Source organism: Azospirillaceae bacterium (genome assembly GCA_028283825.1).
In the GTDB taxonomy this organism is placed as follows: Bacteria; Pseudomonadota; Alphaproteobacteria; order Azospirillales; family Azospirillaceae; genus Nitrospirillum.
In genome coordinates this window covers 1,099,054-1,125,451 of record JAPWJW010000003.1, presented here as the reverse complement: position 1 = coordinate 1,125,451, position 26,398 = coordinate 1,099,054, and the positions used below count along the sequence as shown (strand labels likewise).

The 26,398-nt window shown below is 67.5% G+C and carries 24 protein-coding genes; 15 read left to right on the top strand and 9 right to left on the bottom strand.

Going from position 1 to position 26,398, the window contains the following annotated elements; all coding sequences use genetic code 11:
- Nucleotides 1-63 precede the first annotated feature (63 nt).
- The gene (locus tag PW843_17025) at nt 64-717 is read right to left on the bottom strand and encodes an ABC transporter substrate-binding protein (GenBank protein ID MDE1148296.1); all 654 of its coding nucleotides are present in this window, start codon (nt 715-717) and stop codon (nt 64-66) included.
- 134 nt (nt 718-851) lie between these two features.
- Nucleotides 852-1,601 (bottom strand): VacJ family lipoprotein, encoded by a 750-nt coding sequence (locus tag PW843_17020; GenBank protein MDE1148295.1) that lies wholly within the window; start codon nt 1,599-1,601, stop codon nt 852-854.
- 375 nt (nt 1,602-1,976) lie between these two features.
- On the opposite strand from PW843_17020, the gene PW843_17015 reads away from it, so the two are divergent.
- The 3 genes from PW843_17015 to PW843_17005 all read left to right on the top strand — a co-directional run bounded on the left by PW843_17015 (nt 1,977) and on the right by PW843_17005 (nt 4,763).
- Nucleotides 1,977-2,906 (top strand): metalloregulator ArsR/SmtB family transcription factor, encoded by a 930-nt coding sequence (locus PW843_17015; GenBank protein ID MDE1148294.1) that lies wholly within the window; start codon nt 1,977-1,979, stop codon nt 2,904-2,906.
- Between the two features lie 37 nt (nt 2,907-2,943).
- On the top strand, nt 2,944-3,885 hold the full coding sequence (gene metF / locus PW843_17010; GenBank protein ID MDE1148293.1) for a methylenetetrahydrofolate reductase: 942 nt from the start codon (nt 2,944-2,946) through the stop codon (nt 3,883-3,885).
- 173 nt (nt 3,886-4,058) lie between these two features.
- Nucleotides 4,059-4,763 (top strand): beta/gamma crystallin-related protein, encoded by a 705-nt coding sequence (locus tag PW843_17005; protein MDE1148292.1) that lies wholly within the window; start codon nt 4,059-4,061, stop codon nt 4,761-4,763.
- 75 nt (nt 4,764-4,838) lie between these two features.
- On the opposite strand, the gene metH is transcribed toward PW843_17005, so the two are convergent.
- A complete protein-coding gene (gene metH / locus PW843_17000; protein MDE1148291.1) occupies nt 4,839-7,517 on the bottom strand; it encodes a methionine synthase in 2,679 nt (892 codons plus the stop codon).
- A 61-nt stretch (nt 7,518-7,578) separates the two neighbouring features.
- Entirely contained in the window at nt 7,579-8,652 is a 1,074-nt protein-coding gene (locus tag PW843_16995) for a homocysteine S-methyltransferase family protein (GenBank protein ID MDE1148290.1), read from the bottom strand.
- 227 nt (nt 8,653-8,879) lie between these two features.
- On the opposite strand from PW843_16995, the gene PW843_16990 reads away from it, so the two are divergent.
- Together PW843_16990 and PW843_16985 are read left to right on the top strand one after the other, a co-directional pair.
- Nucleotides 8,880-10,091, top strand: a complete 1,212-nt coding sequence (locus PW843_16990; protein MDE1148289.1) for a TIGR03862 family flavoprotein — start codon at nt 8,880-8,882, stop codon at nt 10,089-10,091.
- A gap of 93 nt (nt 10,092-10,184) precedes the next feature.
- Nucleotides 10,185-10,907 (top strand): hypothetical protein, encoded by a 723-nt coding sequence (locus PW843_16985; GenBank protein MDE1148288.1) that lies wholly within the window; start codon nt 10,185-10,187, stop codon nt 10,905-10,907.
- 67 nt (nt 10,908-10,974) lie between these two features.
- Here PW843_16985 and PW843_16980 read toward each other — a convergent pair whose 3' ends face one another.
- Entirely contained in the window at nt 10,975-11,460 is a 486-nt protein-coding gene (locus PW843_16980) for an Lrp/AsnC ligand binding domain-containing protein (protein MDE1148287.1), read from the bottom strand.
- A 129-nt stretch (nt 11,461-11,589) separates the two neighbouring features.
- Here PW843_16980 and putA point away from each other — a divergent pair, with 129 nt between their 5' ends.
- Together putA and PW843_16970 are read left to right on the top strand one after the other, a co-directional pair.
- Nucleotides 11,590-14,745, top strand: coding sequence for a bifunctional proline dehydrogenase/L-glutamate gamma-semialdehyde dehydrogenase PutA (putA, locus tag PW843_16975; protein MDE1148286.1), 3,156 nt, complete (start codon nt 11,590-11,592; stop codon nt 14,743-14,745).
- Between the two features lie 272 nt (nt 14,746-15,017).
- Complete coding sequence (locus PW843_16970) at nt 15,018-15,734, top strand: response regulator transcription factor (protein ID MDE1148285.1); 717 nt, start codon at nt 15,018-15,020, stop codon at nt 15,732-15,734.
- A 169-nt stretch (nt 15,735-15,903) separates the two neighbouring features.
- Here PW843_16970 and PW843_16965 read toward each other — a convergent pair whose 3' ends face one another.
- Nucleotides 15,904-16,290 (bottom strand): Hpt domain-containing protein, encoded by a 387-nt coding sequence (locus tag PW843_16965; protein ID MDE1148284.1) that lies wholly within the window; start codon nt 16,288-16,290, stop codon nt 15,904-15,906.
- A 321-nt stretch (nt 16,291-16,611) separates the two neighbouring features.
- Between PW843_16965 and PW843_16960 the strand changes: the two genes are divergently transcribed.
- The 4 genes from PW843_16960 (at nt 16,612) to PW843_16945 (ending at nt 20,347) form a co-directional block, all read left to right on the top strand.
- Entirely contained in the window at nt 16,612-17,514 is a 903-nt protein-coding gene (locus PW843_16960) for a peptidoglycan-binding domain-containing protein (GenBank protein MDE1148283.1), read from the top strand.
- 297 nt (nt 17,515-17,811) lie between these two features.
- Nucleotides 17,812-18,879: a Glu/Leu/Phe/Val dehydrogenase gene (locus PW843_16955; GenBank protein MDE1148282.1), complete on the top strand. Its 1,068-nt coding sequence runs from the start codon at nt 17,812-17,814 to the stop codon at nt 18,877-18,879.
- A gap of 152 nt (nt 18,880-19,031) precedes the next feature.
- Nucleotides 19,032-19,397, top strand: coding sequence for a hypothetical protein (locus PW843_16950; GenBank protein MDE1148281.1), 366 nt, complete (start codon nt 19,032-19,034; stop codon nt 19,395-19,397).
- Nucleotides 19,398-19,585: 188 nt separating this feature from the next.
- On the top strand, nt 19,586-20,347 hold the full coding sequence (locus PW843_16945) for a SapC family protein (protein MDE1148280.1): 762 nt from the start codon (nt 19,586-19,588) through the stop codon (nt 20,345-20,347).
- 218 nt (nt 20,348-20,565) lie between these two features.
- Here PW843_16945 and PW843_16940 read toward each other — a convergent pair whose 3' ends face one another.
- Entirely contained in the window at nt 20,566-20,883 is a 318-nt protein-coding gene (locus PW843_16940; protein MDE1148279.1) for a 2Fe-2S iron-sulfur cluster-binding protein, read from the bottom strand.
- A gap of 319 nt (nt 20,884-21,202) precedes the next feature.
- On the opposite strand from PW843_16940, the gene PW843_16935 reads away from it, so the two are divergent.
- Both PW843_16935 and PW843_16930 read left to right on the top strand, forming a co-directional pair.
- Entirely contained in the window at nt 21,203-21,619 is a 417-nt protein-coding gene (locus PW843_16935) for an HRDC domain-containing protein (GenBank protein MDE1148278.1), read from the top strand.
- The gene (locus tag PW843_16930) at nt 21,616-22,113 is read left to right on the top strand and encodes a CreA family protein (GenBank protein ID MDE1148277.1); all 498 of its coding nucleotides are present in this window, start codon (nt 21,616-21,618) and stop codon (nt 22,111-22,113) included. The genes PW843_16935 and PW843_16930 overlap by 4 nt, the downstream gene beginning before the upstream one ends.
- Nucleotides 22,114-22,264: 151 nt before the next feature.
- On the opposite strand, the gene PW843_16925 is transcribed toward PW843_16930, so the two are convergent.
- Nucleotides 22,265-23,275, bottom strand: a complete 1,011-nt coding sequence (locus PW843_16925; protein ID MDE1148276.1) for a hypothetical protein — start codon at nt 23,273-23,275, stop codon at nt 22,265-22,267.
- Between the two features lie 130 nt (nt 23,276-23,405).
- Between PW843_16925 and PW843_16920 the strand changes: the two genes are divergently transcribed.
- On the top strand, nt 23,406-24,107 hold the full coding sequence (locus tag PW843_16920) for a hypothetical protein (GenBank protein ID MDE1148275.1): 702 nt from the start codon (nt 23,406-23,408) through the stop codon (nt 24,105-24,107).
- A gap of 28 nt (nt 24,108-24,135) precedes the next feature.
- Here PW843_16920 and PW843_16915 read toward each other — a convergent pair whose 3' ends face one another.
- Nucleotides 24,136-25,116 carry a succinylglutamate desuccinylase/aspartoacylase family protein gene (locus PW843_16915; protein ID MDE1148274.1) on the bottom strand — a complete coding sequence of 327 codons (981 nt, stop codon included), beginning with the start codon at nt 25,114-25,116 and terminating at the stop codon, nt 24,136-24,138.
- Nucleotides 25,117-25,297: 181 nt separating this feature from the next.
- On the opposite strand from PW843_16915, the gene PW843_16910 reads away from it, so the two are divergent.
- Entirely contained in the window at nt 25,298-26,158 is an 861-nt protein-coding gene (locus PW843_16910; GenBank protein ID MDE1148273.1) for an N-formylglutamate amidohydrolase, read from the top strand.
- The last annotated feature ends 240 nt before the right edge of the window (nt 26,159-26,398 follow it).

Below are 26,398 nucleotides of genomic sequence, written 5' to 3'. Positions count from 1 at the left end.
TGCCAAACTCTCGAACGATGCCGGTTCACCGGCTTTTTAAGAACACGTGCTGAAGTGGCTGACTTACTGGGTGGCGCCGGTGTTCGCCTTCTGGATCCGGTCGCGCAGCGCCTCCAGCAGGGCGTTGAAGTCGCGGCCGTGGCTTTCGATGACGGATGCGAATTCCGACCGCTGGGTTAGGCTCATGCTCACATTCTCCACCACCACGTCGATGATGCGGAAGCTGCCGTCCTTGGACCGCAGGCGCCAATCGACGTTCACGGCCGGGCCGTTGGACCGCACCACCTGGCTGTTGACGATGGCGTCCTTGTCGCCGTTCGGCTGGGCGGCGCCGACCTTGAAGGTCTCGCCCGCGTACTGGCTGAAGCGTTCCGAATAGACCGAGACGATCATGGTCTGGAACAGCTTCTGGTATTCCTGGCGCTGGGCCTCGTTTGCCAGGTTCCAGTACTGGCCCAGCACGAAGCGGCCGATGGTCTGGACGTCGAAATTCTGTTCCAGCAACTGGGCGAAGGTGGACTGGACCTCCGCCTTCGAGATGCCGGGCTTCGACAGGACGCCGATGGCCTTGTCGCCCAGCGACTGCACGAACTTCACCGCGGCACCGGTATCGGCGGCGGCGAAAGCGGGCGAGGCGAAGGGCACCCCTAAGGACAGGGCGACGCCCAGCGTAGCGGTGCCGAGCAAAAGAGTGCGGCGGGTCAGCATGTTGGTCATAGCCTTGTTGGTCTCATCGTGTGGCGGGACTGTCCGTCTTTGACGGGGGCGGGTGCAGTGACGGGGGTCACGGGATCCGGGTTTGGTTCGGTTCGGCCCCTCCCGGCAGGGCGCCGGCGGGCGGGGCCTTTCTATTACGGCTCGGGGTTCTGGGAGTAGTCGGGAATGGTGGGATATTGGTGCGGGTCAGACTTGCCGTTGAGGACGTAGCCGTCGCGCTGCTGTCGGTACAGGGCGCGCATGGCGGCGTAATAGTCCAGGCTGTTGCGGCGGACGTCGTCCAGCGCCTCGAAGTAGGTGGACCGCGCATCGACCACTGTCAGGCCGACGCGGGTGTAGTTGGCCCAGTCGTTGTCGGTATTTCCGGCCACCCGCGTCACAGGGTCGCCCCAGGCCTCCAGCCCGTAGCCGACGGCATCGCGCACGGACGATGGCCCCAGGAAGGGCAGGACCAGGTACGGCCCCTCATCAATGCCCCAGACGGCGAAGGTCTGGTCCAGGCTTTCATAGTCGTAGGGCAGGCCCCAGTTGGCGGCCACGTCCACCAGGCCGCCGATGCCGACGGTGGAATTGACGAAGAACCGCTCCACCGCCACCCCGGCGCCGTCCCAATCCCCCTGCAGCAGCTTGTTGGCCAGGGTCAGGGGGGAGCGCACGTTGTTCAGCACGTTGGAGACGGCGTCGCGCAGGCCCTGGGGCAACACCCAGCGGTAGGCGACGGTCACCGGGCGCAGCACGTTCTGGTCCACCTTGTCATTGAACCAGAAGATGCCGCGGTTCATGCCTTCCAGCGGATCGTTGGGTTCGGGGCCTGCCAGGGCGGGGCGCATGGTGCCGCCGTCCGGACGGGTGGCGCAGGCCGAGCTGCCCAGGAGCGCGCCCACGACAAGTATTGTCGGGGCCAACCGCCGTCCCAGCCGAAGCAGCGGGCGAGAAACCAGGCGTCCGCTCGGCAAGGTCAGCGTCATGAGGCGCATGCGGCAACCCACGGGTGAGATCGGTTACTGAGGATGATTGCCATGCTTTATGGCGAAATCCAGGCGCCACTAAGAGGTGGGCCAGCAGGGGGGCCTTTTCTATCTGACCTTCGATATAGGGGTGGGCATCTGAGGGATGGGTTTCGCATTTGCGGCAGGGCCGGCTTCGGCACTGCGGGGTAGGCCGGCAACCCCGGTCCGGCGAGATTATTCTCTCGCATAAAGACATCTTTATATGTACAAACGACCATACACGACGAACGCAATTGGGACTTTTGGGCCATGGAATTCCTGCTGGGGGCGCTGAAGGCGGCGGCCGAGCCGACGCGGCTGCGGCTGTTGGCCCTGTGCGCCCATGGTGAACTGACGGTCAGCGAACTGACGCAGATTTTGGGGCAGAGCCAGCCGCGCGTCTCCCGCCATCTGAAACTGCTGTGCGACGCCGGCCTGCTGGACCGGTTCCGCGAAGGCATTTGGGCCTATTACCGTTTGGCGGAACGCGGCGCCGTGGCGGAACTGGCGCGCACCCTGGTGGACGCCATCCCGGCGGACGACCCCGGCCTGGCGCTGGACCTGGAACGCCTGGACCAGATCAAGCGCGCCCGCCAGGAAACCGCCGCCCAGTATTTCCGCGACAACGCCGCCCGCTGGCATGAGGTGCGCAGCCTGCACGTGCCGGAGCGGGACGTGGAACAGGCGCTGCTGGCCCTGGTGCCGCCGGGCGGTGTGGGTGACCTGCTGGACATCGGCACCGGCACCGGCCGCATGCTGGAACTGTTCGGTCCTCACGTCACCCGGGCCCTGGGCATCGACGCGTCGCGTGAGATGCTGGCCGTGGCCCGCGCCAATCTGGAAAAGGCGGGCCTGCGCCATTGCCAGGTCCGGCTGGCGGACATGTACCAGGTACCGCTGCCCAGCGGTAGCCAGGACATTGTGATCATCCACCAGGTGCTGCACTACGCCGAAGCGCCGCAGGAGGTGCTGGCCGAGGCCGCCCGGGTGCTGCGCCCCGGCGGACGCCTGATCGTGGTGGATTTCGCCAGCCATGATCTGGAGAACCTGCGCATCGACCATGCCCATCGCCGGCTGGGCTTCGGTGATGATGAGATGGCGCAGTGGTTCGGTCTGGCGGGGCTGGAGGTGACGGCGCCCGTGTATCTGCCCGGCACGCCCCTGACCGTCACCCTGTGGACGGGCGGCCGCCCGGCCTGATGTCTTCCTTCTATTCCAAGCGACCATCGAGACCATCATGACGATCCTCAGCGAAGGCACGGATATCAACCTGGGCGGCGGGGAGCCGCTGGTGACCGTGCCGCGCGGCCTGCGCGTCAGCTTCGAATTCTTCCCGCCCAAGACGGAGAAGATGGAACAGACGCTGTGGCAGGCCATCCACCGCCTGGCGCCGCTGTCGCCCGCCTTCGTGTCCGTGACCTATGGTGCCGGCGGGTCCACGCGTGAGCGCACCCATGCCACCGTCGCCGCCATCCAGCAGAAGACCGGCATTCCGGCGGCGGCCCATTTGACCTGCGTCGCCGCCTCGCGCGAGGAGATCGACACCATCGCGCGGGCCTATTGGGATGCCGGCATCCGCCACATCGTGGCCCTGCGCGGTGACCCGCCCCAGGCGGCGGACGGCAGCGGCGGCCTGGGCGGCAGCGGCTACGTCCCCCATCCCGGCGGCTACGCCTACGCCGCCGACCTGGTGGCCGGCCTGAAGCGCGTGGCGGATTTCGAGATCTCCGTCGCCTGTTTCCCCGAGGTGCATCCGGAGGCGGCCACGGCGGCCGCCGACCTGGACAATCTGCGCCGCAAGGTGGACGCCGGCGCCACCCGCGCCATCAGCCAGTTCTTCTTCGACACCGACAAGTTCCTGCGCTTCCGCGATAAGGTGGCGGCCGCCGGCATCGACATCCCCATCGTGCCCGGCATCCTGCCCATCACCAATTTCGCCCGCGCCAAGGATCTGGGCGCCAAGTGCAACTGCGCGGTGCCGACCTGGATGGAAGAGGTGTTCGGCGGCCTGGATGCGGAGCCGGAGACCCGCCAGCTGGTGGCCGCCACCGTCGCGATCCAACAGTGCCTGCGGCTGGAGCGGGAAGGGGTGCGCGACTTCCACTTCTACACCCTCAACCGCGCCGACCTGACGGTCGCCATCTGCCACATGCTGGGCGTGCGGGCGCCGAAGGTGTGAAGGCTTCCCCAAAACCCGAATGATGTCATCACCCTGCCACGGGCTCGCCATTCTCGGCGGTTTAGGTTAAATCCGCCGGGGGCGGCATTCCGTTGCAGGAATGCACCCATGGAATGTTCGGACAGGGACGGCCATCGCGGTCGTCCGTCCGGTCGAGGACAGGGTGGATCGTCATGAAAAAAACGCTGCAACGCCTGGTGGGCATGGCCGTCCTGGCCGGAACCCTGGGCACCGCCGCCGGCGCGCTGGCCGGCGAGATCACGCTGTTTTCCGAACCCGGTTTCCGGGGGGAGGCGCTGACCATCCGCGACGGCGTGGAAAACCTGGCGGACATGGGCCGCTGGAACGACCGCGCCAAGTCCATGATCGTGCGCTCCGGCGACTGGGAAGTGTGCAAGAACTCCGGCTTTCGCGACTGTAAGCGGGTGGGCCGGGGCACGCGCATCGGCGACCTGGGCTCCATCGGCCTGTTCAACAGCATCTCGTCCGCGCGGGAGATCGGCGACCGCCGCTGGGACGGTCCGCCGCCTCCGCCGCCGCCGGCCTATGAACCACCGCCCCCTCCGCCGCAGCCCGGCTATGGTGGCGGCATCAACTGGAACAACGGCCCGGCCGAGGGGCCGCCCGGTTATGACCAGCCGCAGCAGGGTTATGACCAGGGGCCGCAGGGCGGCATCAACTGGAACGACGACCGGCGCGACGATGGGCCGCCGCCCATGGGCAACTGCCGCCACCGCATCTACGACGCCTTCGTCCAGCGCTTCGGCCCGCCCCACGACTTCGATTTCCGGGGCGAGGAATGGGACGGTGGCCTGCGCTGGAACGGCCACCACTGGCACTATCGCTGCACGCCGGACCAGATCAACATCTGGCAGTGACGCTCCAGCACCGCTGAAATGAAACGGGCCGCATCCGGCGATGGATGCGGCCCGTTTCTTATCCTGGAAGGGCGCTTACGCCGCCGCCGTCGTGTCCGCCGGGGCGGGGTCGTAGTTCAGGTTGGGCGCCAGCCAGCGTTCCATGACGGCCAGGTCCAAACCCTTGCGCGCGGCGTAGTCGGCCACCTGGTCGCGCTCCACCTTGCCCAGGCCGAAATACTTGGCGTCGGGGTGGGCGAAGTACAGGCCGCTGACGGCGGCGGTCGGCGTCATGGCATAGCTTTCGGTCAGCGTGATGCCGGCGTTGTTCTCCGCGTCCAGCAACTGCCACAGGATGCCCTTCTCCGTATGGTCGGGGCAGGCGGGATATCCCGGGGCCGGGCGGATGCCGCGGTACTTCTCGGCGATCAGGTCCGCGTTGCTCAGGGTCTCGCCGGCGGCGTAGCCCCACAGCTCGGTGCGCACGCGCTCATGCATGCGTTCCGACAGGGCCTCGGCCAGGCGGTCGCCCAGGGCCTTCAGCAGGATGGCGCTGTAGTCGTCGTGCGCCGCCTCGAACGCCTTGGCCCGTTCCTCCAGCCCGATGCCGGCGGTGACGGCGAAGCCGCCGATCCAGTCGGCCATGCCGGTGTCCTTGGGCGCCACGAAGTCGGCCAAGGCCAGGTGGGGGCGGTCGCGGCCGGGCTCGCGCGCCATCTGCTGGCGCAGGGTATGCAGCGTGGCCGTCACGGCCGTGCGGTCGGCGTCGGCGTAGACCTCGATGTCGTCGCCCACGCTGTTGGCCGGCCACAGGCCGACGACGGCGCGGGCGGTCAGCCACTTTTCCCCGATGATCCGTTGCAGCATGGCCTGGGCGTCGGCGTACAGGTTGCGCGCGGCCTCACCCACCACGGCATCCTCCAGGATGGCGGGGAAGGTGCCGGCCAGTTCCCAGGCCTGGAAGAAGGGGCGCCAGTCGATGCGCGACACCAGTTCCGCCAGATCGTAATCCTGGAACACCGTCACGCCGGGCGTCAGCGGCTGCGGCGCTTCATAGGCGGCCCAGTCCGGCCGGGCGCGGTTGGCGCGGGCGTCGGCGATGGCAAGGCGCGCGCGGCCGGCCTGGGCGCGGGCGTGGGCCTCGCGCATGCGGGCATAGTCGGCCTTGACGCCGCCGGCATAGGCGGCGCGGCCCTCGGCACTCAGCAGGCTGCCGGCCACGCCCACGGCGCGGCTGGCGTCGATGACATGGACGATGGGCCCGGCATAGGACGGGTCGATCTTGACGGCGGTGTGCACCTTGCTGGTGGTGGCGCCACCGATCAGCAGCGGCACCTGGAAACCTTCGCGCTGCATCTCCTTGGCGACGAACACCATCTCATCCAGGGACGGGGTGATCAGGCCGGACAGGCCGATGATGTCGGCCTTTTCCAGCTTCGCGATTTCCAGGATCTTGGCGCAGGGCACCATGACGCCCAGGTCCACGACCTCGTAATTGTTACATTGCAGGACGACGCCGACGATGTTCTTGCCGATGTCGTGCACGTCGCCCTTCACGGTGGCCATCAGGACCTTGCCGTTGTTCTTGGCGGCGGCACCGTCCTTCTCCGCCTCGATGAAGGGCAGCAGGTAGGCCACCGCCTTTTTCATCACGCGGGCGGACTTCACCACCTGGGGCAGGAACATCTTGCCGGCGCCGAACAGGTCGCCGACCACGTTCATGCCGTCCATCAGGGGGCCTTCGATGACCGACAGCGGGCGGTCGGCGGCCACCCGCGCCTCCTCCACGTCGCCATCGATCCAGTCGGTGATGCCGTGGACCAGGGCGTGGGTCAGGCGGGCATTGACCGGCGCGTCGCGCCAGACCAGCTGGTCGGCCTCCTTGCGGGCGCCGCCGCCCTTGTACTTCTCCGCCACTTCCAGCAGGCGGTCGGTGGCGTCGTCGCGGCGGTTGAGGATGACGTCCTCCACCCGCTCGCGCAGCTCCTCGGGGATGTCCTCATACACCGGCAGTTCGCTGGCATTGACGATGCCCATGTCCATGCCGGCGGCGATGGCGTGGTACAGGAAGACGCTGTGCATCGCCTGGCGCACGGGGTTGTTGCCGCGGAAGCTGAACGACACGTTGGACAGGCCGCCTGACACGTGGGCGCCGGTCAGTTCGGTGCGGATGCGCCGGGTCGCGTTGATGAAGTCGACGGCGTAGTTGTTGTGTTCCTCGATGCCGGTGGCGACCGCAAAGATGTTGGGGTCGAAGATGATGTCTTCCGGCGGGAAGCCCACCTTGTTCACCAGCACGTCATAGCTGCGCCGGCAGATCTCCACCTTGCGCGCCTCGGTATCGGCTTGGCCTTTCTCATCGAACGCCATGACCACGACGGCGGCGCCGTAGCGGCGCACCTTCTTGGCGTGTGCCACGAAGGCGTCCTCGCCTTCCTTCAGGCTGATGGAATTGACGATGGCCTTGCCCTGGACGTTCTTCAGGCCGGCCTCGATCACGCTCCACTTGGAACTGTCGATCATCACCGGCACGCGGGCGATGTCCGGCTCCGACGCGATCAGGCGCAGGAAGCGGACCATGGCGGCCTCACTGTCCAGCATGGCCTCGTCCATGTTGACGTCGATGATCTGGGCGCCGCCCTCCACCTGCTGGCGGGCGACGGCCAGCGCCGCCTCATAGTCGCCGTCCAGGACCAGCTTCTTGAACTTGGCCGATCCGGTGACGTTGGTGCGCTCACCCACATTGATGAAGATGGCGGTGCGGGGCTCGGTCATGGCGGCGGGTTCCGGGGGCGAAACGATTGCGGGCGGGGATGGCTTGGGGGAAGGCGGGGGATCAGAACGCGGGCATCTCGAACGGTTCCAGCCCGGCCAGGCGCATGCGCGCCGGGCGATCGGCCGGGGTGCGGGGCGTGACACCCTTCACCGCCTCGGCAATCGCGCGGATATGGGCGGGGGAGGTGCCGCAACAGCCGCCCAGGATGTTCACCAGGCCGTCGCCGGCCCAGTGGTGCAGTTGCTCGGCCATCTGTTCCGGCGTCTCGTCATAGCCGCCGAACTCATTGGGCAATCCGGCGTTGGGATGGGCGCTGACGAAGGTGTCGGCCACCCGGCTCAGTTCCTGCACATAGGGGCGCATCAAATCGGCGCCCAGAGCGCAGTTCAGGCCGATGCTCAGCGGCTTCACATGGCGCAGGCTGTTCCAGAAGGCTTCCGTCGTCTGGCCGGACAGGGTGCGGCCGGACCGGTCGGTGATGGTGCCGGAGATCATGACCGGCAGTTCCAACCCTTTTTCCTCCAGCACTTCCTCCACCGCGAACAGGGCCGCCTTGGCGTTCAGGGTGTCGAAGATGGTCTCCACCAGCAGCATGTCCACGCCGCCATCGATCAGGCCGCGCGTCTGTTCCACATAGGCGGTGCGCAGCTCATCGAAATCGACGTTGCGGAAGCCGGGGTCGGTCACCACCGGGCTGATGGACGCGGTGCGGTTGGTGGGGCCGATGGCGCCGGCGACGTAGCGGGGACGCGACGGGTCGGCATCCTCCAGCGCGTCGCCGGCCTGGCGCGCCAGGGCCGCACCGGCCTTGTTGAACTCATACGCCAGGCCTTCCATGCCGTAGTCGGCCAGGCTGATGCTGGTGGAATTGAAGGTGTTGGTCTCGACGATATCGGCGCCGGCGTCGAAATACTGCTGATGGATTTCGCGCACGATCTGCGGCTGCGTCAGGTTCAGCAGGTCGTTGTTGCCGCGCACGTCGCGGTGCCAATCCCGGAACCGTTCGCCGCGATAGCCCGCCTCGTCCAGTTTGTAACCCTGGATCATGGTGCCCATGGCGCCGTCCAGCACCAGGATGCGCTGCTTCAGCAATTCGGGCAGGCGGGCCAGGCGTTCGGATCGGGTCAGGGCCATGATGGCATGCTCCACCGGCGGGACGGCCGGTATCTTGAATGAAACGTGCGTCACCCTAGTCATGTGGGGATACAGATGCAAACATAAAGATGTCTTTATGTGATGCGTCCGGCACAGGGCGGCGCCCGCTTTTCGGTGGTGCGGATTGACGGGTGCGGCTCGGCGTGCCTAGAAGCGGCCTGTGGTTTATTCCAAGGGGACGGATGGTGCCGGCATTGGCGGATCATATGAAGCGGACGGTGGCCATCATCGGCGCCGGCCCCGCCGGCCTCATGGCGGCCGAGGCGCTGGCCGCCAAGGGCATGGCCGTCACCGTCTTCGATGCCATGCCGTCACCGGCGCGCAAGTTCCTGATGGCGGGGCGCGGCGGTCTGAACATCACCCATTCCGAACCGCTGGAGCGTTTCCTCACCCGCTACGGTGCTGCCGCCCCGGTGGTGAAACCTTGGCTCGACCGTTTCACGCCCGCCGACCTGCGCGCCTGGGTGGAAGGGCTGGGGATAGAGACCTTCGTCGGCAGCAGCGGCCGGGTATTCCCCGTGGGCCTCAAGGCCTCCCCCCTGCTGCGCGCCTGGCTGCGCCGGCTGGACGGGCTGGGCGTGACGCTCAAGGCCCGCCACCGCTGGACCGGATGGGATGCCGATGGCGCGCTGGTCTTCGAGGTGCCGGACGGTCCGCTGGCGGTGGCGGCCGACGCCACCCTGCTGGCCCTGGGCGGCGCCAGTTGGCCGCGCCTGGGCTCCGACGGCGGCTGGGCGCCCCTGCTGGCGGCCAAGGGCGTCGGGATCGCCCCCTTCCGCCCGGCCAACGCCGGCTTCGACGTCGCCTGGTCCCCCACGTTCGTCGCGCGCGCGGAGGGCCAGCCCCTGAAGCGCATCGCCCTGACCTTCGCCGGCCACACCAGCCGGGGGGAGGCCATCGTGACCCGCACGGGCCTGGAGGGTGGCGCCCTCTACGCCCTGGGCGCCCCCTTGCGTGAGGCCATCGCCCGCGACGGCCATGCCACCTTGCGCCTGGACCTGAAGCCCGACCTGGACCTGGCCGCCGTCACCCAGCGCCTGGTCCGCGCGCCGGCTTCGGAAAGCCTGAAGAACCGCCTGCGCAAGGCCCTGGGGCTGGAGGGCATCATCCCCGCCCTGCTGCGCGAAGGTGCTGCCCCCGCCGACCTCGCCACGCCGGCCGCGCTGGCCGCCCGGGTGAAAGCCCTGCCCATCACCCTGACCGCCATGCAGGGCCTGTCCCGCGCCATCTCCACCGCCGGCGGCATAAAGCTGGACGCGGTGGACGATCACCTGATGCTGCGCCGCCTGCCGGGCGTGTTCGCCGTGGGCGAGATGCTGGACTGGGAAGCGCCCACCGGCGGCTACCTGCTGCAAGCTTGCTTCAGCGGGGCGCTGGTTGCGGCGGAGGGGATGGCGGGGTGGTTGGAAGCCGCTTGAGGTTGTTGTTTCGGCCGGCCGCGGACCATTCTTCTGTCTAACATCCTTAGGATTCATACCGTCGCGGGTATATGCTGGGTACGGGATTCCTATATGCATTTATCCGAGGGAAGAATGAAAAAATATATACTAAGCGGCCTTTTTTGTCTGTCTTTGGTTGTGTCTTTCCTGGTGCTCGCAAAAAACGACGATGCAATTTCTGCGGAAACTATGGAAAAAAAGACGAAATGGCATTTGGTTGGTGGTCTTTCTGAGGGGCCGTATAGTCCATTTATTGAGATATCATCTGATTCTCTGAAGGATAGGTCCGTGTACGATGGCGCCGTTTCTGCGGTGTGCCGGGATCACAATCCTTGCTTTGTCGCTTTCTTCGCGGTTGGTGACAAAATTCCTCAAAGCCAGGAAAGTTCTAAGTTCTTCGGCGATGGAGGTTGGAAGAATTATAAGGCAATCGCATATTGGTCGAACGACTCTTATACGGTTTGGGATTGTGAGCGGGCGGGGGCTGATGGCGCTCCGTTGAGTTCTCTGTGTGGGCCATTTGTCCACGACGCCTATCGGGCGATACTTTCTGTGGCAAATAGAGCCACCATGGCCCACTTCTGTGGGTGGGCGGAAAATAATAGCCTGACGTTTGCGAAACAATATATCCAGAATATAAAAAATTTGCCGCGAAGGGCACAGTTCCAGCGGGCCCTTGATGAAACCATTTCCCAATCTTATGGAGGGTCACCCGCCAACTGCGTGTCACTGCGGGGGATGGTGGAACATGACGTGGAAGATGCTGTGAAATTACTGCGTGAGCATCAAATCTAATATTCCTAATATTGTTGCCATTGTCGGTGGCGATGCTTGGTTGGATTGCTTTCTTGTAGGCGGTCCGCTATCGCCCCGGCACCGGTATCGCCGCCGTGGATTTGACCTCCTCCATCACCATGTAGGTGTGGGTCTGGGCAACACCCTGGATGCTGGACAGCTTGTCGCCCAGGAAGGCGCGGTAGGCGGCCATGTCGGCCACCCGCACCTTGACCAGGTAGTCGAAGCCGCCGGCCACCATGTGGCATTCCTGGATCTCATCCAGGCGGGCCACCGCCTCGGCGAAGATGTGGAAGACGTCGGGGGTGGTGCGGTCCAGCCGCACCTCGATGAAGGCCATCAGGCCGCGGCCCAACCGTTCCGGGTCCAGCCGGGCATTGTAGCCCTGGATGTAACCGTCGCGTTCCAGGCGCCGAACCCGTTCCAGACAGGGCGTGGGCGACAGGTTCACCCGCCGCGACAGCTCAACGTTCGATAGCCGCCCATCCTCCTGCAGGATGCGCAGGATGTTCAGGTCGATGCGGTCCAACTGGTCCGCGGTTTGGCGGGTCATATTTTCGTCGTCCGAAGGTGTTCTTGGCCGGATGATATACTGAAAAATCGCCTAAATCGGCGGGAAATATGCCGCGCATCTCGCCATAATCCGCGACATCCACCACCCCCTCGACCCTAAGGCAGTGTCATGTCCCAGGCGCCGGTTTCCACCGCCTCAACCGCTGATCTCGATACCCCGCGCGCCGCCCTGCGCGGTGCCAAGCATGTGAATGAAGAGATGGCGGTGCGCGCCCTGCTGGCGGCCCACGGTCTGAGCGCGGAGGAGCGCCGGCGCATCGATGGCCAGGCGGTGGCGGTGGTGAACGCCGCCCGCGCCCGCCGTTCGGAACTGGGCCCCTTGGACGCCTTCATGCAGGAGTTCGGGCTGTCCAACCAGGAGGGCATCGCCCTCATGTGCATCGCCGAATGCCTGTTGCGCATCGCCGACCCGGACACCGCCGACCGCCTGATCGCCGAGAAGATCATGAAGGGGCAGTGGGACCAGCATCTGGGCCGGTCCGACAGCGCCTTCGTCAACGCCGCCGCCTGGGGCCTGATGCTGACCGGCCGCGTGGTCGAGGTGGAGCCCCGCCAGGGTGACGCCCCCGGCCTGCTGCGCCGCCTGATCCAGCGTTCGGGCGAACCCGTCATCCGCGCCGCCATGATGAAGGCCATGCGGGTGATGGGCGAACACTTTGTCATGGGCCGCACCATCGCCGAGGCGGTGGCCGAGGCCAGGAAGGTCAAGCCCGAGGGCACCGTCCATTCCTACGACATGCTGGGTGAGGGGGCGCGCACCTGGGAACAGGCCGACCGCTACCAGGCCTCCTACCTCAACGCCATCGCCACGGTGGGCAAGGCGGCGGCGGGCAAGGGTCCCTATGCCGCCCCCGGCGTCTCCATCAAGCTGTCGGCCCTGCACCCGCGCTACGTCTACGCCAAGTACGCCGACGTGATGGCGCAGTTGCTGCCCCGGGTGAAGGACCTGGCCATCCAGGCCAAGCGCTGGGACATCAACCTGACCATCGACGCGGAAGAGGCCGACCGCCTGGACATCTCGCTGGACCTGCTGGAAGGCCTGGCGCGCGATCCGGACCTGGCCGGCTGGCACGGCCTGGGCCTGGCCATCCAGGCCTATCAGAAGCGCACCGCCCATCTGGTCGACTGGCTGGCGGCGTTGGGCCGTTCCGCCGGGCGCCGCCTGATGGTGCGCCTGGTGAAGGGCGCCTATTGGGATACGGAGATTAAATTCTCCCAGACCCAGGGCCACGCCGACTATCCCGTCTACACCAAGAAGGCGGCGACGGACCTGAGTTACCTGGTGTGTGCGCGTAAGATGCTGGCGGCCAAGGACGCCATCTACCCGCAGTTCGCCACCCACAACGCCTACACCATCGCCGCCATCCTGCACCTGGCCGGCGACAACCGCGACCTGGAGTTCCAGCGCCTGCACGGCATGGGCGACCTGCTGTACGCCGCCGCCCGCGACCAGCTGCGCGCCGTGCCGCGCGTGCGCATCTATGCGCCGGTCGGCACGCATGAGGACCTGCTGCCCTATCTCGTCCGCCGTCTGCTTGAGAACGGCGCCAACAGCAACTTCGTCAACGCCTACATGGACCCGGCCATCCCCGTGGGCCAGGTGGTTGCCGACCCGATCGCCCTTCTGGAGGCTTTGCCCGTGCTGCGCCATGCCGGTATCCCCACCCCCGACAAGCTTTACGGTGCTGACCGCGCCAACTCCCGCGGCATCGACCTGACGGACGACGCCACGGTGCAGGCCCTGCGCGCCGACATCGACGCCGCGCTGGCGCAATCCTGGACGGCCGGTCCCATCGTCGGCGGCCAGGACGTGGCGGGTAAGAACGCCCGACCGGTGCTGGACCCGTCGGACAGGAAGCGTCCGGTGGGTACCACCGCCGACACGACACCGGAACAGATCGACCGGGCGCTGGCCCTGTCGGCGAAGGCGCAACCCGCCTGGAACGACCTGGGTGGTGAGGGCCGCGCCCGCATCCTGGACGCCATGGGCGACGCGCTGGAAGGCGACACCCCGGCCCTGATGGGCATCCTGATCCGCGAGGCCGGCAAGACCTGGGGCGACGCGGTGGCCGAGGTGCGCGAGGCGGTGGACTTCTGCCGCTATTACGCCGGCCTGGCCCGCACCCAGTTCGGCGCGCCCACCCGCCTGCCGGGCCCGACGGGCGAAAGCAATGAGCTGTCGCTGCACGGTCGTGGCACCTTCGTCTGCATCAGCCCGTGGAACTTCCCCCTGGCCATCTTCGCCGGCCAGGTGGCGGCGGCGTTGGCCGCTGGCAACGCCGTGGTGGCCAAGCCGGCCGAGCAGACCACCCTGGTCGGCGCCCGCGCCGTGCGCCTGTTCCATGGCGCCGGCGTGCCGACCGACATCCTGCACCTGCTGCCGGGGGATGGTGAGACGGTGGGGGCGGCCTTGGTGGCCGACGCCCGCATCGGCGGTGTCGCCTTCACCGGTTCCACCGAGACGGCGCGCGCCATCAACCGGGCGCTGGCCGCCCGCGACGGCGCCATCGTCCCCCTGGTCGCGGAGACCGGCGGCCAGAACGCCATGATCGTCGACAGCACCGCCCTGCTGGAACAGGTGGTGGACGATTGCATCACGTCGGCCTTCCAGTCGGCGGGCCAGCGCTGTTCCGCCATGCGGGTGCTGTTCGTGCAGGACGACGTGGCCGACCAGATGGCCCACCTGCTGAAGGGCGCCATGGAGCTGATCACCCTGGGCGATCCGATGGATCTGGCGACCGATGTCGGCCCCATCATCGATGCCGACGCGCGCAAGATCCTGGAAGATCACGCCGCCCGCATGGACCGTGAGGCCAAGCTGGTCCACGCCTGCCCGACGGGTACCCCCCACGCCGACGGCACCTTCTTCGGTCCCCGCCTCTATGAGATCGACGGCCTGAAGCGCCTGCCGCGCGAGGTGTTCGGCCCCATCCTGCATATCGTGCGCTGGAAGGCCGACGCCCTGGACCAGGTGCTGGCCGACATCGACGCCACCGGGTACGGCCTGACCCTGGGCGTGCACAGCCGGCTGGAGAACCGGGCGCAGGAGATTTTCCGGCGCCTGAACTGCGGCAACACCTACATCAACCGCAACATGGTGGGTGCTGTGGTGGGCGTGCAGCCCTTCGGTGGCCACGGCCTGTCGGGCACGGGCCCCAAGGCCGGCGGCCCGCACTATCTGCTGCGCTTCGCCACGGAAAAGACCTTGACCGTCAACATCACCGCCTTCGGCGGCAACGCCGATCTGCTGGGGCTGGGCGGCTGAGAATATCCCGACTGGGCCCCCAGACTCGGGAGGGGTTGCCCACCGGCGGTTGGGTGTTGTGCGATGGCGGGTCGCCGTGGTTGTCGTCCACGGTCCCGCCATTGTCATATTAATCGCGTTTTTCCAATTTTCCCCTGTCCGTTTTCCCTATACGTAGAGGCCACGGCCCTGGTCTGTCAGGGACTTGCGTTGTGGGGCCGTGAAGGACATTCTGTCGCCAAGGGCCGGCGCGCGCATTTGGGGCAGCGGGCCGCAGGGGGGTTGGAAGAGTCATGACGGAGAGTGTGGAAGCGCCGCTGGTCCTGATCGTTGAGGACGAGCCGGCGACCAGGGCCTTGCTGGCGGGTTACTTTCATCAGGCCGGTTTCATGATTGCCGAGGCGTCCAACGGCAAGCAGACGCGGGAAGCGATCGTCCGGCAACCGCCCGACCTTGTGCTGCTCGACATCGAACTGCCGGATGAGGATGGGTTTTCCATCGCCCGCGACATCCGCGAAATCTCCAACGTCGGCATCATCATCGTCACCCGCCGCGCCAACGAGGACGACCGCGTCTTCGGCCTGGAAACCGGTGGCGACGACTATGTGACCAAGCCGCCCAACCCGCGTGAACTGCTGGCCCGGGCGCGCAACCTGCTGCGCCGCACCCACCCCAGCAAGATGCGCCGGGCGGAGGGCACGGTGCGCCGCTTCGGCGGCTGGACCATCGACCTGGCCCGCCGCCGCCTGATCGACCCGCAGGGTGTCGAGGTGCGGGTGACGCGCGGCGAGTTCGAATTGCTGGCCCTGCTGGTCCGTTCCGGCGGCCGGGTGGTCACGCGTGACCAGTTGATCGACGCCGTCAGCGGCACCGACCGCAACCCCAGCGACCGCACCATCGACGTGCTGGTCAGCCGGTTGCGGCGCAAGATGAACGACGGCGGCACCCAGTCGCACCTGATCCTGACGGAAAAGGGCCTGGGCTATCGCCTGGGCGCCGACGTGACTTAATTAAGGGTGCCCTCAGACGGCGGGCGGGCGCATCCGCGCCCTTGGCCTTATCCTCCCTTTCCAGTTCGCCTGCGGCTCCCCGGAAAGGTCCGGCGGCCCCGGTCGGGGCCTACAGCGGCATGAGACGATTGCTCATGCCGCTGGTAATGACGGCGTCACAGAAGCGGCTTCAGCCCTTCAGGCTGTCGCGGAATTCCGCCAGGGTTTTGAGGTCGCTGTCCACCCGGGCCAGCAGGCGCGTGGCCTCGCGCAGGCCTTCCTCGGCATGGCCCTGGCGCAGGGCGTGTTCCGCCGCCTTGGCCTGTGCCGACAGGGCGGCCAGGCCCACGGTTTGCGCGCCGCCGCCCAGACGGTGGATCAGCTTCTGCAACTGGGGCAGGTCCTGCGCCTCCGCCGCCGCGCGCACCGCCGCCACGCTGGCCGGCGCGTCGTCCAGATACTTCTCGGCGATCTGCCGCACCAGGTCGACGCCCAAATCGTTCATGTGGGCGGTCAGCACCCCCCGGTCCAGCACGGGCGCGTCGCCCAAGGAGGCGGCGTGATTTTCGGCAGTCATATGCAGGGTTCCGCTTTCTTCTTGTTTCCGTTTCCGCCGACGGCGGTTCCATGGGCCGCACCAGCCCAGGTGGTCCGGCATGCCATGATTTTCCCACAATGCCGGGCCATTTTGAGCCCGTCAGCCGCTTTGTGCCCGCTTGGGCGTCGGGGCTACCTACAAAGTGGCGCCGCAATGCAGCATTTACGGGGCCCGGCGGCCAAATTGCACATGGCAAAGACCCGCGAATTGTAACACGCTGCCTAAAGGTGCCCGTGGGAAATGTTCGTTCTGCCGCGCGGCCGATGTCTTGATCCTTATTTGATGAGGGATAGTTCCGTGATGTTGCACGTCCGTCGGCCTTTCCTTGCCCGCGCCGTCGCGGCGGTGATGCTGACCACCCTGGCCGGCGCCCCTGTCGCTTGGGCCGCGGATGGCGAGCCCAACAGCGCCACTATCCAGTGGGCGCAGGACATCATGAAGGAGAAGGGCCTCTACCAGGGCCGCGCCAGTTCCAAGATGGACGCATCCACCATCGCCGGCCTCAAGCAATACCAGAAGGCGGAAGGCCTGAAGGTCACCGGCCAGCTGGACCAGGCCACCATTGACCACATGATGATCGGTCGCCCGGTGGACAAGACCGTGGGCAACCTGACCGACCCCACCAGCCGGGCCAAGGCGTCGCAGCCGCGCCTGCGGGAAGAGGACGTGCAGCCCAAGGCCGCGCGCTCCGCCGTGGGGGTGGAGCGTGGCGCGCAGGAGACGGACAACACCGTCCTCAGCATCACCCGCAATCCCTCGGCCAGTGCCGCGCCCGCGAACGCCGCGCCCCAGGCCAACCTGCCGCCGCCGTCCGTGACCCAGCGCCCGGGCGGCAATGCGGCCCCTTCCTCTGATGCTTCGTCCGACGGCACCACCGGTGCCGCCCGCATCGCGGTGGAATCGCAGCCCACCGGCGATACGCCGGAAGACAAGGGGCTGGATCTCACGGCGCCGGACTGGGCGCGCAACGCCCTGATGGGTTTCATCGCCGCCCTGTTCCTGCTGATGGCCGGCATCTGGTGGTGGAGCGGCCGGCGTCCCAGCCGCAAGGCGCCCAAGCGGGGCGGCGGCCGCCCCGATGGGCGTCGTGAACCGTCGCTGGGTGGTGATGACGCCCGCTTGCCCGATGGCCGCGTCACGCCGCGCCTGGGTGAGGCGCCCGCCCGCCAGGGGCGGCCACAGGGCTTGCGCGCCGGCCGCTGAAAATCGCGCATGGGCATGGCCGACCGGAGGGCGCCATCGGGGAATTTAATCCCTGATCGGCGGCGCTGCCGGCCATTTTTGCCTCCGCATCGTGTTCGCGACAGGACATTACCGATAGCCGCCCCAACCGTTGGCCAAAGCTGCGCCGCGCAATAAAAGAACGAAATCGACCGGCCGGGGCCCCGACCCTAAGCTCCCCCTGCAGACAGTTCCGCCCAGAACCCGCCGCCCCCGGCGGCCTCGCGGATCACCGGGCCGCCTTGGCAGAAGGCGGGCCCCAGGCAGGAGAGTGCCCCCATGCTGTTCGACGCTCCGGACTTCGATAATCACGAGCTGGTCCTGTTCGGCCGTGACCCGGAGAGCGGCCTCAAGGCTATCATCGCCGTCCACGACACCACCATGGGCCCCGCTTGCGGCGGCTGCCGCATGTGGCCCTATGCCACCGAAGCCGACGCGGTGAAGGATGTCCTGCGCCTGTCGCGGGGCATGAGCTACAAGAACGTGATGGCGGGCCTGCCGCTGGGCGGTGGCAAGTCGGTGCTGATCGGCGATCCCAAGACCGCCAAGTCCGACGGCCTGTTCCGCGCCTTCGGCCGCATGATCGAAAGCCTGGGTGGCCGCTACATCGCGGCGGAGGACGTGGGCATCACCGTCGCCGACGTGCAGGTGATGGGGCGTGAGACCAGCCATGTCGCCGGCCTGAACCATGGTGCGGCCGCCAGCGGCGACCCGTCGCCCTTCACCGCCTATGGCGTCTATCTGGGCATCAAGGCGGCGGTCAGCCACCGCCTGGGCACCGACAGCCTGAAGGGCGTGCGTGTGGCCGTGCAGGGCCTGGGCAATGTCGGCAGCAATTTGTGCCAGCGCCTGGCCGATGACGGCGCCATCCTGACCGTCAGCGACATCTTCGCCGAGCAGGTCGGCCGTGCCGTCGAGCGTTTCGGCGCCACCGCCGTCGATCCGGCCCTGATCCATGCCCAGGACGTGGACGTGTTCGCCCCTTGCGCCCTGGGCGGCGTGCTGAACGACCAGTCCCTGGGCCAGCTGAAGGCCAAGGTGGTGGCCGGTGGCGCCAACAACCAGCTGGCGGTGGACGCCATCGGTCGGCAGCTGCGCTCCATGGGTGTGCTGTACGCCCCCGACTACGTCATCAACGGCGGCGGCATCATCAATGTCGCCGGCGAGGTGGGCGGCGCCTATGCCAAGGACGCCATCCTGGCCAAGGTGGAGGCCATCCACGGTACGCTGGCGGACATCTTCCGCCGCGCCGACGCCCAGGATCGCCCCACCAACGAGGTGGCGGACCAGATGGCGCGCGAGCGCCTGGCCGCCGGTCGCGCCAAGGGCATGGCCAAGGTCGCCTGACCCCGTCCTTGACCGATGTTTTCCCGAGAAGGCCGGCGCCCCGATGCGCCGGCCTTTTCCTTTTCCGACCTGCCCTTAGGGTGGGATGGCCGCCCCCGGCGCCGCCCTATATGATGCCCGCGTCAGGTACGGGGCGTTGAAAGGGACGGGGCATGCAGGAGATGCGGGCGATCAGCTTCACGGAGCGGGAGCTGATGACGGCCATCGTGGAATTCGCGGGACGCCTGAACCGCAAGCTGCCCCCGGGTACGGTCAAGGACCCGATCGTCGTCGAGGGGCCGCCCGTCACCATCAACCTGCCCATCGAGGATGATTACGGCCAGGTGCATGAGGTCCCCTTCACGGAGACGGAAGTGGCGGCGGCCCTGGTGGCCTATTGCATGGCGCGGAAGATCCGCATGCCGGCCAAGGCGGAGAAGGTGCTGCAGGTCATGTCTGGTGCCGCCACCCTGGTGATCTGGCTGGGTGAACATGAACTGGCCAGGAAGCGGCCGAAAGTCACGGTACGCGGCGGTTGAAAAGTGCGGTCGTCCGGCCTTCGTCACAATTCGTCACGCGCTTGGGGCATGGCAGGGTCGCGGGGCCTGTTGACTTGGGCATGCAATTCCGGCACTTGAAAGCCCATCCCGTCGGGGGGGAGGGCGCGCGACAAGGGTCCGAATTCCCGGCCAGTATATTTTAACCGGTAACTTCAGGACTTTTTGCCATGACCGACGCCGCCGCGACCGAAGCCGGCCAGATGCCTCCGTTCTATCGGGAACCCGTTCCCGTTGACATCAACCGCCATCGGGAATGGAAGCTGAAGCAGAAGCGGACCTTCTCCTACGCGGCCAACGCCAACGCCATTCCGATCGTCGGTGAAGAGTTCATCGCCCTCAACAGCAACTACCCCATCGTCTTCACCCTGGGCGACAGCCCGGCGGCGGTGGTGCTGACCGGCGTGCGCCCGGATGAGAACCTGTTCGTGGATGCCGAGGGCAACTGGCGCAAGAACACGCCGATCCCGGCCTATGTCCGCCGCTATCCCTTCCTGATGATGGAAACCCCGGACCGTGAGCGTCTGGTGCTGTGCGTCGAGGAAGACCCCAACCTGGTGGGCCCGGACGGCGACATCCCCCTGTTCGAGGGCGACAAGGCCGGCGCTGCCGGCAACGACGCCCTGAACTTCTGCGCCACCTTCAACCAGTCCGCCGTCGCCACCAGCGCCTTCTGCAAGGAATTGCATGAGCGTGGCCTGCTGGTCGAACAGCGCCTGGACCTGACGCTGTCGCATGACAACAGCCGCATGACCCTGACGGGCTTCACCATCATCGATGAGAAGAAGTTCAACGAGCTGCCGGACGAGGTCTTCCTGGACTGGCGCAAGCGCGGCTACCTGGGCCTGATCTACTCCCACTTCATCTCGCTGAGCCGCTGGAGCGTGCTGGCCGAGCTGGCGTCGGAGCGGGTGCTGGCCAACAAGGCCTGACGCCTGGTTTGACCCAATAGGAAAAGGCGCCGGAGGGGAAACCCTGCGGCGCCTTTTTCTTTGGGCGTTTGGCGCGTCCGGCGCCTGAGGAGCAGCGGCGATCACGCCGCTGCAGGCCCCGACCGGGGCCGCCGGAGTTTCGCGGGGAACGGAGTGGACCGCTAAACGAGGAAGCCCAGCCGGCGGATGCCGGCGCCCGGCGCCTGAGGGCGCTAAGACTATCTCCGGGGCAGCAGTGTCACGCGCAGGCCATCCAGTTCAGGCCGGAAGTCGATCTGGCAGGACAGGCGCGAGCGGCCGGGCCGGTAGGATGATTCCTCCTCCAGCAGCGACAGCTCATCCAGGCTGGGCTCCGCCAGGCGATCCGTCCAGGCGGGGTCAACCAGGACGTGACAGGTGGCGCAGGCGCAGGAGCCGCCGCAATCGGCGTCCAGCGGCAGGTCTTGGTCGCAGATGTTTTCCATCAGGGACGCCTTCACATCCCCATCGAAGGCGTGCTCCGCGCCATCGGCATCGACAACGTGGATCTTGGGCATGGGATCGTTTCCTTAAAATATGCATCGGCCAGGCGAACGGGCCGTTCCCGTCCCTTCCGTGATGGGGCGATGGCCGCCGGTCACGTCGGTGGAGGAACGATCGGCAGGTGATAATTAAATACATGGCCGGGCGCGAGGCGGAAAATTGCCGCCCCGGGGTCGAAAACGGACATGCCGATGGTGTTGCCCCCTGCAAAGCGGCCCCGGCTCGGCTATATTCGAAAGCATCCACGGAAAGGACGCCGCCCGTCTGGGTGTGGCGGCGTCGTCCGGGCCTTCCTCTGGGCCCTCCTCTGGGCCCTATTGATCGGGACTGCGCATGACCCTGGAAATCCGCACCTTCTCCATCCGCGACGCTTCTCATGACGAGGATGAGATTCGCATGGCGTCCTTCCTGCGCACGGTGGAGGTGTCGCGCATCGACACCGCCTATGCCGAGGGGGCGTGGCGTGTGCTGGTGCAATACCGCGACCTGCGCCGCAAGGAGGAAACGGCCCAGATCGAATCGGCCATCATCTCCGCCATCAACGGCTGGCGGACGGAGGTGGCGAAGTCCCTGGGCGTGGACAAGGAGGATGTCCTGTCCAACCAGGTGGTGTCGGAAATCGCCCGTTACGCGCCGACCACCGAGATCGAACTGTCCGTGATCACCAGTTCCGCCGGCTTCGACGTCGCCGGTCGTGGGGGCCAGATCGTCCAGATCGTGCGCCAGACCATGGAAGATTTGACCAGTTGAAATCCCTGACCGTCGCAGCCTGGGTTGCCGCCGCCTGGTTGGCGGTGGCGGCCCCCGCCGCCCGTGCCGATGAGGTGGGGTCGTTCAGCAACGACTGGACCGGGAACGGGCTGACCGTCGAGGCGGTGTCCGATCCCGACATCCAGGGCGTCACCTGCCACGTCGTCAGCTTCTCGCGTAGCGTCATCGACCGCCTGCGCAAGGGCAACTGGTTCGAGGATCCGTCCAACACCTCCATCTCCTGCCGGCAGACGGGGCCCATCGTCATCGGCAAGATCGACACCTCCAAGAGTGGCGAGGAGGTGTTTTCCGAACGCAAGAGCCTGATCTTCAAGTCCATCGCCGTCCGGCGAATCTATGATCGGGCCAACGACACGCTGATCTACGTCATCTACAGCCGCCAGGTGAAGGACGCCTCGGCCAAGATGGCCATTTCCACGGTGCCGTTGTTCAACGCCAACCCGACATGGACCAAGGGCAAGCCCGATCGTTGATACGCCGTTTAGATAGGTGGGGGAATCATCTGATTCTCCAATCGTAATAGATCATTCGGTTGACTGCGCGGGTGCGTGGCGTCACCCTTTACCCAGCATTCATGCAATGGAGTCGGCTTAAAGCGGCGGGGCTGCCGAAGGGCCGGGTCACTCAGGCGGATGGGAAAGGGGGCTTTCCCGTCCGCCTGGGGCTCATTGCCGGTTGTCGGGGCGGGCGATGACGATGGAACTGACCTATGGCGAGGCCGAGCGCGCGCCTCCGCCGATGGAGGCGCGGGGCGTCTCCTTTGAAGTGCAATTCTTCAAGAACGACCACTGGCTGACCGAACGGGTCTGCCGGAAAGAGGATGAGGCCCGCGCCCTGGCGGCGCGCATCCTGCCGGCCCGCGCCGGCGTGCGCATCATCCGCGAATTCGTCCGCCCCGGCGGCGGCCAGACGGTGGATACCGTCATCCATACCGAGTTCCGGACGGAGGCCCCACGCCCCCTGTCGCCCGTGGCGGTGGAGGAGGCGCACTATTGCCGTGTCGGGCGCGAGCTCCTGTCCTTTGACAGCCGGGTGTTGATCTCCCGGATCATGCGCCCCTACCTGGATGAAAAGGGCGTGACCGCCTCGGAACTGCTGCACCATGCCGGCGAGGCCAAGCGGGTGCTGGGTTACCAGGCGCTGGTGCCCGATGCCGCCACCCGCGTCGCCATCCTGCAATCGCGTGGGACGGGGGAGGACAGCCGCGCCCGGCGCGACGCCCTTCTGGGCATGCTGGACGGTCTGCGCCTGCGGGCGGAAAAGGCGGTGGCCGGCCGCAATCTGCCCTACCCTAAGGAAATCGGCTTCGACGCCACCATGCGCCATGTCCTGGGCCTGGTTCCGGCCGGCGACGGCGCGGCGGAGGAGGTGGCATACCTGGGCAAGGTCATCCTCTGCCGCGACCTGGTCAACATCCGCGGCCTGGCGGGCAAGGCGGAATGGCTGATCGACCTGGCGTCGGACGACACGCTGGCGCCGGCCCATGCCGCCCTGCTGGACCAGCTGCTGGCCGACGTGCTGAGCGCGCCCGACATGGTGCGCGACCTTCTGGGCCGCCAGCCCGACCTGGTGACCGCCCTGGGGCGCCTGCTGGACCTGATGGACGGCCGTTTTGAACCGGCACCCACGGAACAATCCTCGGCCTGTGCCGCCGCCATCGGCCGCTGGGCGGCGGGTCCGCACGGGGTGGAGACGCGGGCCGTGCTGCTGGATTTCCTGCGCCGGCAGGTGCGGGGGCGCGCAACGCCTGTCCCATGGCGAGCCGATGCAGCAGAGGATGGCCTACCGGGCGCTGCTGGCCCGCCTGCTGCGCACCGATGGTCCGGTCGGTGGTCCGCCGATGGCCGAGGCCATGCTGATGGGCTATCACCGCTTCGTCGTGGAAGGCGGGGCGGAGGGCCGGCGCGTCGCGCTGGACGGCGTGCTGGCGCTGCTGCCGTCGGGTGCGGCGCGGCTGGCCTATCTGGCCGGCCTGGCGCGGTCGGACGTGGGGGCCAAGGATGGGCCCGTCATCGCCGCCCGGGCGATGGATGTGATCACCGGTGCCGGCACCCTGAACGACCTGGTGGACGGCACCCTGCCGCTGAAGCCGAAGATGGAGGCCGTGGCCGCCCTCTACCGCCTGGTGACGGGGGGGCCCTCGCTGGCCGGCGGGGTGGCGGAGCGTGTGGCCGGCCGGCTGGACGACCTGGTGGCCGCCTACATCGTGCAGAACCGGGTGATCGAGCGTCTGGATGATCCCGCCGCCAGCCTGCGGGTGCGCGCGATGCGCCTGGTGCAGTTCGCCGCCGCCGATGTGCTGGCCAGCCCCAAGGCGCGGCGTATCGTCCGCGACCAGGTCGTCGCCCACCTGCGCCAACCGAACTTCGATGCCAAGCTGGTCGAGGGGGTGGCGACGGAGGCCGAGCGGGCCGCCGTGCTGCGCACCTTCCACGACCTGCTGCAACAGGCGCGGTTCGTGGAGTAAGGGGCGGCCTCGATCAGAGGCCGGCAGGTCACACGATCCGGCCCAGCCTTACGGTCGTCTGGCCCCGGCGCGGCGTGCGGCTGGGCATCACCAGGATGCAATCGTCGTAGGGCGTATGGATCGCGCGGCGGCCGTCCAGGGCCAGCAGGGTGCCGGCGTCGGGAATGCGCTCCAGCCCCTGGAAGGGGCGGACGAAGGCGAAGTCGTCCGTTTCCGCCTGGATGACATGGGTCACGTCCACCACGGTGGGACGGCCGGGCGGCATCTCCGGCGCGTTGATCTCCGCCAGCAGGGTGCGGGCGGTGGCGGCGCCCAGCGTGTCCGACAGTGCCAGGAAACGCACCAGGGCGCGCCAGGCCTGGGCCCCGGCCGCCGGCGCGGCATGCTGGCCGCATTCGATCAGGATGGCGGCGGCGGTGCCGGTGGGGCCGGTGAAGCGGGGGTGGTCGATCAGGCGCTTGCCGTCGGCGTGTCCGTCGTCGGCCACCACCCAGCCGGGGTCCCCCAGGCGTGTCGCCAGATCGCGGCCGCGCGCCGACCGGCCACACAGCGTCAGGGGCGGGGAGGGCGCCTGCATGGAATGCAGGTCCAACAGCAGGTCGGCCTGTAGCAGCAACGGGGCCAGCGCCGCCACGCGCGCCTGTTCCCGCCCGGGGGAGAAGACACCCGCCAGCGCCGCCGCGTCCGGCGCCGTCCACAGCCGGTTCATATCCCGGTCCAGATAGCGGACGGGGTTGGCCGGCGGGCCGAACATGCGGCCGCCCAGGGCCGCGTCGGGATTGGCGAAGGCCAGCGTCCACACGCCGCGTTCCGGCCGCAGGCCCCGCCGCAACAGCCGGTCCAGCGCCACGGCGCCGCAGGGCTCGTTGCCGTGGACCAGCACCACCACCGCCACATGGGGCCCCGGCGCCTTGGCCTGGAACCGCCAGACGTAGGGCACGCCCATGTTGCCGGCGCGGTGGGCGCGCAGGTCGGGCATGGCCAGGGCGGGGGCGGGGCTGTCCCACATCAGCGTCCTCCTCCGCCCGTGTTCTTCGGCGCCATGGCTGCCTTTTCCCCTATTGGTTGCTCCATCAATAGTGCCGGGTCCGACGCGTCAAGAAAAGGGACGGGATGCCTCGCCCTGGGGTATGGTGAACGCTTATTGCGCCGGTCCTGCTGCTGGTGCCACCACTGGTGGTGAGAGTTAGATGCGATTCACGATAGATGACGTGCTGGTGCGCCATGACCCGGAAGGCACGCTGGTCCCGGTCGTCTATGACTCGCCCCACAGCGGTTCCGCCTATCCCCTGGGCTTCACGCCCCGTTGCCCCCTGATGCTGCTGCGCCAGTCCGAAGACGCGCATGTGGATGAGTTGTTCGGCCGCGCGCCGCAACTGGGCGCCACCCTGATCCAGGCCCTGTTCCCGCGCAGCTATATCGATGTGAACCGGGCGGAGGACGACATCGACCCCGCCTGCCTGGCCGACGCATGGCCCGGCCCCCTGAACCCCTCGGAAAAAAGCCGCCACGGCATGGGCCTGGTGCGCACGGTCAGCCGCCCGGGGGAGGCGCTGTACGCCGCCAAGCTGACGGTGCGTGAGGTGCAGGCCCGTATCGAACGCTATTGGCGGCCCTATCACGCGCAGCTGAAGGCGGTGCTGGACGACCTGCATGGCCGCTTCGGCCAGGTCTGGCACCTCAACTGCCATTCCATGCCGACGCTGGGCACCGGCGATTCCGGGGCGGACTTCGTGCTGGGCGACCGCGATGGCGCCAGCTGCGACCCGTCCTTCAGCCGCTTCGTCGCCGCCACGCTGCGCGGCATGGGGTACCGCGTGCGCCACAACGACCCCTACAAGGGGGTGGAACTGGTGCGGCGCTACGGCGTGCCCACGCGCGGCCGCCACAGTTTGCAGCTGGAGATCGACCGCCGGCTGTACATGGATGAGGAGACGCTGGAACGCCACGACGGCTTCTGGCGCCTGTCCCATGACCTGGAAGCGCTGATGCGCGCCATCCACGCCTTCGCCGCCGCCCGCATCGGCGACCGCCGCCTGGCGGCGGAATAGGCTCAAGCGTTGCCCCTCAGGCGCCGGGCGCGGCCGTCCGGCCGCTTGGGCTATCCTCGCCTTTCGGTCCGCTACGCTCCCCAAAAGGCTCCGGCGGCTGCGGCCGCAGCCTACAGCGGCACGCGCCGAATTCTCGCGCCGCTGGTGTGGAAACATCCAAAACAAAACCCCGCCGGAATCCGACGGGGTTTGTCAGTGGTCTGAAGGGCCGACGGCATGACACCGCCGGCTCCAAACCGA

Bases quoted from the DNA above. Each gene is read 5' to 3' on its own strand.
- PW843_17015 (MDE1148294.1), top strand. From the start codon at position 1,977: ATGGAATTCCTGCTGGGGGCGCTGAAGGCGGCGGCCGAGCCGACGCGG.
- PW843_16910 (MDE1148273.1), top strand. From the start codon at position 25,298: ATGCGATTCACGATAGATGACGTGCTGGTGCGCCATGACCCGGAAGGC.
- PW843_16935 (MDE1148278.1), top strand. From the start codon at position 21,203: ATGACCCTGGAAATCCGCACCTTCTCCATCCGCGACGCTTCTCATGAC.
- PW843_16915 (MDE1148274.1), bottom strand. From the start codon at position 25,116: ATGTGGGACAGCCCCGCCCCCGCCCTGGCCATGCCCGACCTGCGCGCC.
- PW843_16940 (MDE1148279.1), bottom strand. From the start codon at position 20,883: ATGCCCAAGATCCACGTTGTCGATGCCGATGGCGCGGAGCACGCCTTC.
- putA (MDE1148286.1), top strand. From the start codon at position 11,590: ATGTCCCAGGCGCCGGTTTCCACCGCCTCAACCGCTGATCTCGATACC.
- metH (MDE1148291.1), bottom strand. From the start codon at position 7,517: ATGACCGAGCCCCGCACCGCCATCTTCATCAATGTGGGTGAGCGCACC.
- PW843_16920 (MDE1148275.1), top strand. From the start codon at position 23,406: ATGCAGCAGAGGATGGCCTACCGGGCGCTGCTGGCCCGCCTGCTGCGC.
- PW843_16970 (MDE1148285.1), top strand. From the start codon at position 15,018: ATGACGGAGAGTGTGGAAGCGCCGCTGGTCCTGATCGTTGAGGACGAG.
- PW843_17025 (MDE1148296.1), bottom strand. From the start codon at position 717: ATGACCAACATGCTGACCCGCCGCACTCTTTTGCTCGGCACCGCTACG.
- PW843_16980 (MDE1148287.1), bottom strand. From the start codon at position 11,460: ATGACCCGCCAAACCGCGGACCAGTTGGACCGCATCGACCTGAACATC.
- PW843_16990 (MDE1148289.1), top strand. From the start codon at position 8,880: ATGAAGCGGACGGTGGCCATCATCGGCGCCGGCCCCGCCGGCCTCATG.
- PW843_16945 (MDE1148280.1), top strand. From the start codon at position 19,586: ATGACCGACGCCGCCGCGACCGAAGCCGGCCAGATGCCTCCGTTCTAT.
- PW843_16950 (MDE1148281.1), top strand. From the start codon at position 19,032: ATGCAGGAGATGCGGGCGATCAGCTTCACGGAGCGGGAGCTGATGACG.
- PW843_17005 (MDE1148292.1), top strand. From the start codon at position 4,059: ATGAAAAAAACGCTGCAACGCCTGGTGGGCATGGCCGTCCTGGCCGGA.
- PW843_16995 (MDE1148290.1), bottom strand. From the start codon at position 8,652: ATGGCCCTGACCCGATCCGAACGCCTGGCCCGCCTGCCCGAATTGCTG.
- PW843_16985 (MDE1148288.1), top strand. From the start codon at position 10,185: ATGCATTTATCCGAGGGAAGAATGAAAAAATATATACTAAGCGGCCTT.
- PW843_16965 (MDE1148284.1), bottom strand. From the start codon at position 16,290: ATGACTGCCGAAAATCACGCCGCCTCCTTGGGCGACGCGCCCGTGCTG.
- PW843_16955 (MDE1148282.1), top strand. From the start codon at position 17,812: ATGCTGTTCGACGCTCCGGACTTCGATAATCACGAGCTGGTCCTGTTC.
- metF (MDE1148293.1), top strand. From the start codon at position 2,944: ATGACGATCCTCAGCGAAGGCACGGATATCAACCTGGGCGGCGGGGAG.
- PW843_16960 (MDE1148283.1), top strand. From the start codon at position 16,612: ATGTTGCACGTCCGTCGGCCTTTCCTTGCCCGCGCCGTCGCGGCGGTG.